This window comes from Mycobacterium sp. PS03-16, assembly GCF_004570325.1.
In the GTDB taxonomy this organism is placed as follows: Bacteria; Actinomycetota; Actinomycetes; order Mycobacteriales; family Mycobacteriaceae; genus Mycobacterium.
Map to the genome: position 1 here is coordinate 1 of NZ_SPQO01000065.1, position 9,002 is coordinate 9,002.

The following is a 9,002-nucleotide window of genomic DNA, read 5'->3' on the forward strand; positions in this document are numbered from 1 at the left end:
ATCATGTAGCCGCAATCGGGGTCCTCGGCCTCGGCCTCCCAGGTGCGCCGGCCCAGCAGTTCGGCGACCGCGGCCAACCGGCGCGCCACCAGCTTCGACTCCTCACGATAGGAGTCGCTGATCGTCGTGATCAGCTCACCGGTGGCCACCTCTTCGAACACACGTTCATTCTAAAGAGCCCCTCCGACAACACCATCCGCGCAACCACACCCACCCACTTCTGTGGATGAAACCGCCGCTGGGGATAACCCGGCCAACCGCAGCGCCGCCGGGGCCACCTATCGTCGAGCAGTGACGATCACCTACGACGACGCGCTGCGCGACCGGATCCGGGCTCACCTGGCCGGCCACGACCGGCGCACCGTGACCGACGCGACCAAACGGCGCGCGGCGGTGGCGGTGGTGCTCGTCGACTCCGAGGTCGGCGAGGACCGGACCGACCCGGCGCCGGTGGACGACTGGGGCGCCGGGCGCCCGATCCCCGAGAACCTCGACGGCCGCATGGTGGACGTTTCCGGTGGTGCGGCATTCCTGCTGTGCCGCAGGGCGTCTCGGCTGCGTGCCCACGCCGCCCAGTGGGCACTGCCGGGCGGCCGCCTGGACCCGGGGGAGACGGAGATCGACGCCGCCCTGCGGGAACTCGACGAAGAGGTCGGCGTCCGACTGCCGCCGTCGTCGGTGCTCGGTCTGCTCGACGACTATCCGACGCGCTCCGGCTACGTCATCACCCCGGTCGTGGTGTGGGGTGGGGGACGGCTCGACCTGCGGCCCGCGCCCGATGAAGTGGTGGCGGTCTACCGGGTGGGCCTGCACCAGCTGCAGCGCGACGACTCACCGCGGTTCATCGAGATCCCGGAGAGCCCGCGCCCCGTGGTCCAGATCCCGCTCGGCAACGACCTCATCCACGCGCCGACGGGTGCGGTGCTCCTACAGTTGCGGTGGTTGGGGCTGGAAGGCCGGTCCGATCCGGTCGATCACCTCGAGCAGCCCGTTTTCGCGTGGCGGTGAGCGCCGCTCAGGTCAGCGGCGCAGAGGCGCGCCACTCCTCCAGCACGCCGGCCAGTCCGTCGGCCAGTAGCGGCAGCTGAGGTATCAGCGTCAGGCAGCCGATGAGCTGCAGCCGCCGCGCCGCATCCATCAACCGCTGCACCTCCGCATCGGTGCGGCGCAACCCGTGGCGCACCGCGGCGTCGTCGTAGGCGGCGACCGCCTCGGCGCCCATCATCGCCAGATCCCATTCGACCGGCCCCCGCGTCACATCCTCGAAGTCGGAGAAGCGGATCCCGCTCGTCGTGCGGATCACGTTGTGCGACGGCGCATCTCCCTGAACGGGCTGAACCCCGACGCCGGGGAACGCCGACGCGAACGCCGCCTCGTCGGCCAGCACGGTGCGTAGCGCGCGGAACTCGCTGCGGGCGCGGGACACGTCGGCCGCGGTCACGAGGTCGACCCGGTCCAGTGCCTCCAGCATCGCCGGGAGCCCGTGGTTGAACGGCGCCAGGAACGGCAGCTCCCCCGGGTAGTCCGCCAGCCGCGCATGCAACAGTGCACTCCAGGAGATGTCGACCCCCCGGTAGGGCTCGTGGTCGTCGGCGAGCTCGGCCAGTTCCCAGAAGGTCATCGGGAAGCCGTCGCGGCGCACCGGCATCCGCGGCACCAGGTCCGACGGCGGCACCACCGGAACGCCCTGCTCGTGCAGCCACGCGACCACGTCGAGTTCGCGCTGCTGCCGGGCGGCCTGTCGGGCGGGATCCAGGTCACCGGTCAGCACCAGCGGAACCCGGGCGACCACCGGATGCGGGGCGAGATGGACGACGACGGAGAACACGTCGTGCAGCACCACCGGGTCCTCGGATCGCAACCCGAGTTCACCGGCGGCGGCGACCGCGGCGGCCACCGCCCGCCGGCTGCGTTCGGCCACCTCCGCGTCCGTCATGGTGTTCATCGGCGCCGCCGCAGCGCGGGCACCCCGGCCAGCAGACCCCGTTGTGGCACACCGTCGATCGGTTCGGCGGCCGCACCCAGTTCGGCCAGCACGTCGTTGGCGGCCAGCACCCCCGACATCGCCGAACGTTCCATCAGCCCGGCCAGATACGGCAGCTCGACGAAGTCGCCGGCCAGCCGCAGCCCGCGCGCGTCGGTGCGCACCCCGGGCCGGGTGCCCGCCGAACCGGGTGGAAACGCGGGGGCGGTCGCCTCGAGCCGGTCGTGGCGGTGCAGCACCACGGCATCCTTGGTCTCCGGCCACAGCGCGGCCAGTTCGTCGCGCATCGCGTGCGCCGCGGCCACGGCATCGCCGATACGGCAGGAGTACGAATGCAATTCGATCACTGAGCCGCCGGTGGACCGCGCCCACGCGACGCTGGGTTCCTCGAGCCGCGAGTAGACCGCGATCGAGTCGAGGTTGGGCTGGCCGCTCACCGCGCTGAACGCAGCCCGATCGGGGGCGACGTCGCGGTCCAGCCACAGCCGGCTCACCGCGAACGGCGGTGCCACGCGCAAGGATTCGCAACGCCGCGCGAGCAGCGGCGCGGCGACAGCGGTCGCCGCCGACCCGGTCACCAACGCGCGCAGCGCCCCGGGGTCCAGCGCCAACACCAGGTGCCGGGTGACGAGGTCACCGCCGTCGGTCGCCACCCGCCAGCCGTGCCCGTCGGGCGCGAGCCCGGTCACCGGGCTATCGGTGCGGATGTCGGCGCCGAGCCCGGTGAGGTAGCGGCGCAACGGATTCCAGATCGCGGTGGCGTGATCGGTGGTGGGAACGTCGAAGCCGATACCTTCGGGGTTGCCCAGGAAGTAGTAGTGGAACATCGCGACCAGCTCCGCCGCGGACATGTCCCCCTGATTGCAGAAGAACGACCGGGCGAACGCCTCGAACAGCATGCTGCGGGTGCGATCGGTCATGCCGAGCCGGTCCAGGAATGAAGCGGCGTCGACGTCGTCGAGTTCGGCGACGGTGGTGGCGCGGTCGTAGGCCAGCAGCGCGCGGCCGGCGTCCGGGTCGGCCCTGACCAGTTCGCGGCGGGTCAGGCTCTTGGAGCGCAACGCCAGCGCGAGCAGGTTGAGTGGCGGCGCGGCGGGCAGCCCGGACAGGTCCTCGGCCGGCCAGGTCTCGGAGATCACGGGGTAGCTGTCCACGGGCGCCAGGAACGACAGGTCCGGATCGGCGCGGCGCAGAATCGACCGCCACGTGTAGTAGTGCCGGAAGAACGCGTGAAAGCCGTGTTCGATGTTCTGCTCGGTGCCGTCGGGCAGCCGTTCGGGCCAGGCGCCCAGCCGGCCGCCCAAGTGGTCGGCCGCCTCCAGCACGGTGACCGCCACCCCGCGTTCGGCCAGAATCACCGCGGCGGAGATCCCGGCGATGCCGCCGCCCACGACCACGGCCTCCGCACCCGCACCGACCTCGCGCGGCAGCAGCGGATCGGCCGTCACCAGGCGGCGGCGCCGCATCCGCAGCGGCGCGGCGCGACTGGTCAGCGCGTCGGTCATGCCACCGCCCCGGGCACGGTCCGCTCCCGGCGACGCAGCAGCGCGAGGCCGAACGGCACCGCGACCGCCCCCATGATGAGCCCGCCCATCACCGCCGAGCCGGGCAGTCCGAAGAACACCGCGTGACCGAGCACCGAGGAGAAGTACACCCACAGGTAGAGGGTCGCCGCCGGCGCCGACGGGCCGTCGTGGCGGGGCAGCCTGGCGTGCAGGGTGGCGATGATCGCCGCCGACACCAACAGCCAGCCGACGTAGTTGCTCAACGGGATCTCCGGGATCAGGGGCAGGGTGGGCGAGGGATCGAACCACAGCCAGTGCCCGGCCGCGACCATCTGCGGATCGAGGAAGACGTCCCACGCGGCGAGCGCGACCGCGCCCACCGCGACGACGGCCACGGGGCGCGCGGCCAGTGTGCGGCCGACCACCAGGGCCGGCCAGGCCATCATCACCCACGCCAGCGGCACCACCAGCGGTACGCCGAAGACCTGGGGACCCAGCGTGCCGGTGTAGGAGTAGCCGCCGAACGGCCACCCGGCCGCGACCCCGACGGCCTCGGCGATCAGCCCGCCGCCGCCGGCGACGGCCACCAGCAGCGCGGCCCCGCCCGCGCCGTGCACCCGGGCCGCGTCGGCGACCGCGGCGAGGAAGAACACGACCACGCTGGTCACCGTCACCTGCGTCCGCAACGACTCGGGCATCAGCGGATAGAAGATCTGCACCAGGATCGCCGCGCCGACGAGCGTCCACACCAGGCCGGTGATGCGTCGCGGCACCACGGGCACGGCCAACGCCACGCGTCATACCTCCACTGTCAGCCGGAACGCGGATCCGAGTGCGCCCGCCGGTCCGTGCGGCCGCCGCCGGCGCTCCGTAGAGTTTGCAGGTGCCCGCAGCGCGATCCACCGAAACCCTACGCGCGCTCGCCGTCACCGGTTCGTCACTGGCGTGCGCGGGCACGCTGCACCAGCTCGTCAACCTGCGGCTGCTGCGGCGTCCCCCGCGCGATCCGGCGCCGGTCACCGCCGCGGTGTCGCTGCTGGTGCCCGCCCGCGACGAGGCCCACCGCATCGCGCCGACCATCCGCTCGCTGCTGGCCCAGCGTGGGCTCGGCGACGCCGAGATCCTCGTCCTCGACGACGGCTCCACCGACGGGACCGCCGACGCGGTCCGGGCGGCGGCGGGCGGCGATCCGCGCCTGCGGGTGCTGACCGGTGTCGCGCCCCCGCCGGGGTGGCTCGGGAAACCGCACGCCTGCGCGCAACTGGCCGCCGCCGCGCGCGGCGAAATCCTGGTCTTCGTCGATGCCGACGTCGTGCTGGCGCAGGATGCGGTCGCCGCCGCGGTGGCGGCGATCCGCGAGCGGGCGCCGAAGGTGACGGTGCAGGTGGAGGTCGACGTCCCCGCGCAGGCGGCCGAGGCGGTGGCGGCCGGCGCGCACTTCCTCCTCTGCGACAACATGCCCCCGGCGGTGCTGCGCGAGGTCGTGGCGCTGGTCGGGGGGCGGGCGGAGCTGGAGGCCACCGGCGGGCTCACCCTGGAGGTCGCCCGCGAGGTCGCCGAGACCGGCGTGGACTACCTGTCGGTCGGTGCGCTGACCCACTCCGCGCCGATCCTCGACCTCGCCCTCGACCTGCGGGTGGGCTGAGCCGTGCTGCTCACCGTCGACGTCGGCAACAGCCAGACCGTGCTCGCCACCTTCGACGGCGACCGCCGCGTGGGCTCCTGGCGGGTGACGACCGCGCCGCGCGCCACCGCCGACGAGCTGCGGCTGCTCTGGCGCGGCCTGCTGCGGAACGCGGTCGTCACCGGCGTCTCCGCCTGCTCGACGGTGCCGGCGCTGCTCCCGGCGCTGCGCCAGCTGCTGGACTCCCTCGAGGTGCCGGTCGTGCTCATCGGCCCCGGCGTGCGCACCGGCGTCCCGCTGCATGTGGACAACCCGCGGGAAGTCGGCGCCGACCGCGTGGTGACCGCGCTGGCCGCGCACGAGCTCTTCGGCCGCCGACCCGACGGGGGCGGCCGCCCGGTGGTCGTCGTGGACTTCGGCACGTCGACCAACGTCGACGCCGTCGGCCCTGACGGGCAGTTCCTGGGCGGGGCGCTCGCGCCCGGGGTGGAGGTCAGCCTCGAGGCGCTGGCCAGCCGGGCGGCCCAACTGCGCTCGGTGGAACTCAGCGTGCCGCCGCACGCGATCGGCAAGAACACCGTCGCCGCGCTGCAGTCGGGCCTGGTGCTCGGGTTCGCCGGCCTGGTCGACGGCCTGGTCGCCCGGATCGCCGCGGAGCTGGTCGGGCAGTTCGGCGCCGCACCGGTCGTGGTCGCCACCGGCGGGCTGGCGCCGCTGGTGGCCGACAGCTGCCGGTCGATCGCCGAGCGCGAACCCGACCTCACCGTGCACGGGCTGCGCCTGGCCTTCGAGCGCCAGCAGGCGGCCGGGCGGCGTCCGGCGTCCCCGTAGGCTGGGCTGTCGTGACCGAGGAACCCCTGCCCGACGACAGCCCCGGGAGCATCGCAGCGAGGCGGGCGCCGACAGGAAGTGAGCATCGCAGCGAGCGCCAGCGAGCGAGGAGCGGAGCGACCGCGGAGGCGCCCTCGGCAGACGAGCGAGGAGCGGACCGGGGCGCGGAGTCGGGCCCGAGTGCAGCCCCTCCGGACGACGAACTCCCCGAACAGCTCCGCGTCCGCCGGGCGAAGCTGGACCGGCTGCGCGAGGCCGGCGTCGACCCCTACCCCGTCGTGGTGCCCCGCACCACGACGCTGGCCGCCGTCCGCGTCGCCCACCCCGACCTCGCGCCGGACACCATGACCGGCGAGCGGGTCGGCGTCACCGGCCGGGTCATCTTCAGCCGCAACACCGGCAAGCTGTGCTTCGCCACCCTCCGCGAGGGAGAGGCCGAGCTGCAGGTCATGCTCTCCCGTGACCGGGTGGGCGAGGAGTGCCTGGCCGCCTGGAAGTCCGACATCGACCTCGGTGACCAGGTCCTGGTCACCGGCGAGGTCGGGACGTCGCGACGCGGGGAGCTCTCGGTGTTCGCCGACTCCTGGCAGCTGGCCGCCAAGGCGCTGCGCCCGCTGCCGGTGGCGCACAAGCCGATGAGCGAGGAGCTGCGGGTCCGCCGCCGCTACGTCGACCTCATCGTGCGCGACGAGGCCCGCCGCACCGTGCGCCAGCGCGCGGCGGTGATGGCCGCCCTGCGCGCGGGCCTGATCTCCCGGGGCTATCTCGAGGTGGAGACGCCGATGCTGCAGACGGTGCACGGCGGCGCGGCGGCCCGGCCGTTCCGCACGCACATGAACGCCTTCGACCTCGACCTGTACCTGCGCATCGCGCCCGAGCTCTTCCTCAAGCGGTGCATCGTCGGCGGGCTGGACCGGGTGTTCGAGATCAACCGGAACTTCCGGAACGAGGGGGCCGACAGCACCCACTCTCCCGAGTTCGCGATGCTCGAGGCCTATCAGGCCTACGCCGACTACGAGGTGATGGCCACCCTCACCCGCGAACTCACCCAGGAATGCTGTGCGGCGCTGTTCGGTGACCACGTCGCGCGGCACAACGACGGCACCGAGATCGACCTGTCGGGGGAGTGGCGCCAGGTGCCGCTCTACACCGCGGTCTCCGAGGCGGTCGATGCGGAGGTCACACCGGAGACGCCGGTGGAACGGCTGCGCGAGCTCGCCGACCGCCACGACGTCGGGGTGGACCCGGCGTGGATCCCCGGCAAGGTGGTCGAGGAGCTGTTCGAGGCGCTGGTGCAGCACACCCTGCAGGCACCGACCTTCGTCGTCGACTACCCGGTGGACACCTCGCCGCTGACGCGGGCCCACCGGTCCACCCCGGGACTCGCCGAGAAGTGGGACCTCTACATCGCCGGGGTGGAGCGGGCCACGGCCTACTCCGAGCTGGTGGACCCGGTCGCCCAGCGCGAGCGGTTCACCGCCCAGGCCGCGCTGGCCGCCGCCGGGGATCCCGAAGCCATGGTGCTCGACGAGGACTTCCTCGAGGCGCTCGAGTACGGCATGCCGCCGACCGGTGGCATGGGGATGGGCATGGACCGGCTGATGATGACCCTCACCGGTCTGGGAATCCGCGAGACCATCCTCTTCCCGCTCGTCCGCCCGATTTCTTCCTGAACCGAGGCGTTCCTTTCTCACCCCATTGTGGGCCGTGTACCGCAAATCCTCCCGAATGGTCTATCGTTCGACCGGCAATGCAGCAGCCCCGCCCGGGGCGAGACACCGCCCCGATTCCGGGGCCGCGGTGAGAAGTGGGGAAGAGTAATGGCTCGCAAGGTCCAGGTGATCCTCAGTGACGACCTCGACGAAAACCTGCCCGCGGACGAGACCGTGAGCTTCTCCCTCGACGGGACGAACTACGAGATCGACCTGTCGGAGAAGAATGCCGACGAGATGCGGAACGCATTCTCCCGGTACGTGCAGGCCGCCCGGAAGGTGAGCCGCGGCGGCGGCCGCGCCTCCGGCGGTGGCCGGTCGCGGGCGACCGGTGGCGGCCGCATGGACCGTGAGCAGGCCGGCGCGATCCGGGAGTGGGCCCGCAAGAACGGCCACGCGGTCAGCGACCGCGGGCGCATCCCGGCCAGCGTGGTCGAGGCCTACGAGGCCGCCCACTGACGGCCCCCTCCCGAGGCTCGTCCCGAGCCTGCGAGGGATGAGGTGGAGGGGGTCCTTTCTCTTGCCCCCCAGCACTCGCAAGCTCGTGCCGGGACCCTGCAAGGGGGCCGCTCCGAGGCTCGTCCCGAGCCTGCGAGGGATGAGGTGGAGGAGGTCCTTTCTCCTGCCCCCGGCACTCGCGAGCTCGTGCCGGGGCCCTGCAAGGGGGCCGCTCCAGCACGCGACCAGGCCCGGTCCCCGCTCGGGGGCCGGGCCGTCGCCGTCCCGGCGGGGCATCCCGCCCCGGGCCGCCTTCTGCTGTGGGCGTAACGCCGGTGGAACACCCTCCCGCCGGCGCCGGTTGCACCGGACAGCTCCCCTCCCCAACACCGGCCGCGCGCCGACGGGAGGTCGGAGACCGCGACTACAGTGGAAAGACCGGTGCCCCAGCGCGCCGACGGACGTCGGGTGCTCCTTCCCGTTCTCGGGGAGAGCAGTGCCGGACCAGCCGGTCAGAGGAGAAGCAGCGCATGTTCGAACGGTTCACCGACCGAGCCCGACGGGTGGTCGTCCTGGCCCAGGAAGAGGCCCGGATGCTCAACCACAACTACATCGGCACCGAGCACATCCTCCTGGGCCTGATCCACGAGGGTGAGGGCGTCGCTGCCAAGGCACTCGAGTCCCTGGGCATCTCGCTCGAGGGCGTCCGCCAGCAGGTGGAGGAGATCATCGGGCAGGGCCAGCAGGCGCCGTCCGGCCACATCCCCTTCACCCCGCGGGCGAAGAAGGTGCTCGAGCTGTCGCTGCGCGAGGCGCTGCAGCTCGGCCACAACTACATCGGCACCGAGCACATCCTGCTCGGCCTGATCCGCGAGGGCGAGGGCGTCGCCGCCCAGGTCCTGGTGAAG

Annotated in this window: 9 protein-coding genes; 6 read left to right on the forward strand and 3 right to left on the reverse strand. The window is 72.8% G+C overall.

Features of this window, described 5'->3' with window-relative positions; translation table 11 throughout:
* Positions 1–291 precede the first annotated feature (291 nt).
* Positions 292–1,008, forward strand: coding sequence for a CoA pyrophosphatase (locus E4P42_RS26500; RefSeq protein WP_135129613.1), 717 nt, complete (start codon positions 292–294; stop codon positions 1,006–1,008).
* Positions 1,009–1,015: 7 nt separating this feature from the next.
* Here the strand turns inward: E4P42_RS26500 and E4P42_RS26505 are convergent, their stop codons facing one another.
* From E4P42_RS26505 to E4P42_RS26515, 3 genes are read right to left on the reverse strand one after another with little or no spacing between them, the layout of a single operon-like run.
* The gene (locus E4P42_RS26505) at positions 1,016–1,945 is read right to left on the reverse strand and encodes a phosphotransferase (protein WP_245234250.1); all 930 of its coding nucleotides are present in this window, start codon (positions 1,943–1,945) and stop codon (positions 1,016–1,018) included.
* A complete protein-coding gene (locus tag E4P42_RS26510; RefSeq protein ID WP_135129614.1) occupies positions 1,942–3,489 on the reverse strand; it encodes an FAD-dependent oxidoreductase in 1,548 nt (515 codons plus the stop codon). The genes E4P42_RS26505 and E4P42_RS26510 overlap by 4 nt, the downstream gene beginning before the upstream one ends.
* Positions 3,486–4,283 carry a carotenoid biosynthesis protein gene (locus E4P42_RS26515; RefSeq protein WP_245234251.1) on the reverse strand — a complete coding sequence of 266 codons (798 nt, stop codon included), beginning with the start codon at positions 4,281–4,283 and terminating at the stop codon, positions 3,486–3,488. The genes E4P42_RS26510 and E4P42_RS26515 overlap by 4 nt, the downstream gene beginning before the upstream one ends.
* Positions 4,284–4,372: 89 nt before the next feature.
* Between E4P42_RS26515 and E4P42_RS26520 the strand changes: the two genes are divergently transcribed.
* From E4P42_RS26520 to E4P42_RS26540, 5 genes are all read left to right on the forward strand, one after another.
* Positions 4,373–5,134 carry a glycosyltransferase gene (locus tag E4P42_RS26520; protein WP_209305887.1) on the forward strand — a complete coding sequence of 254 codons (762 nt, stop codon included), beginning with the start codon at positions 4,373–4,375 and terminating at the stop codon, positions 5,132–5,134.
* Between the two features lie 3 nt (positions 5,135–5,137).
* Complete coding sequence (locus E4P42_RS26525; RefSeq protein ID WP_135129615.1) at positions 5,138–5,944, forward strand: type III pantothenate kinase; 807 nt, start codon at positions 5,138–5,140, stop codon at positions 5,942–5,944.
* Between the two features lie 11 nt (positions 5,945–5,955).
* On the forward strand, positions 5,956–7,617 hold the full coding sequence (lysS, locus tag E4P42_RS26530; protein WP_256371219.1) for a lysine--tRNA ligase: 1,662 nt from the start codon (positions 5,956–5,958) through the stop codon (positions 7,615–7,617).
* Positions 7,618–7,764: 147 nt separating this feature from the next.
* Positions 7,765–8,115, forward strand: a complete 351-nt coding sequence (locus E4P42_RS26535) for an Lsr2 family protein (protein ID WP_135129616.1) — start codon at positions 7,765–7,767, stop codon at positions 8,113–8,115.
* Between the two features lie 509 nt (positions 8,116–8,624).
* Positions 8,625–9,002, forward strand: a 378-nt coding sequence (locus E4P42_RS26540; protein ID WP_305801117.1) for a Clp protease N-terminal domain-containing protein, incomplete at its 3' end; no start/stop codon positions are given.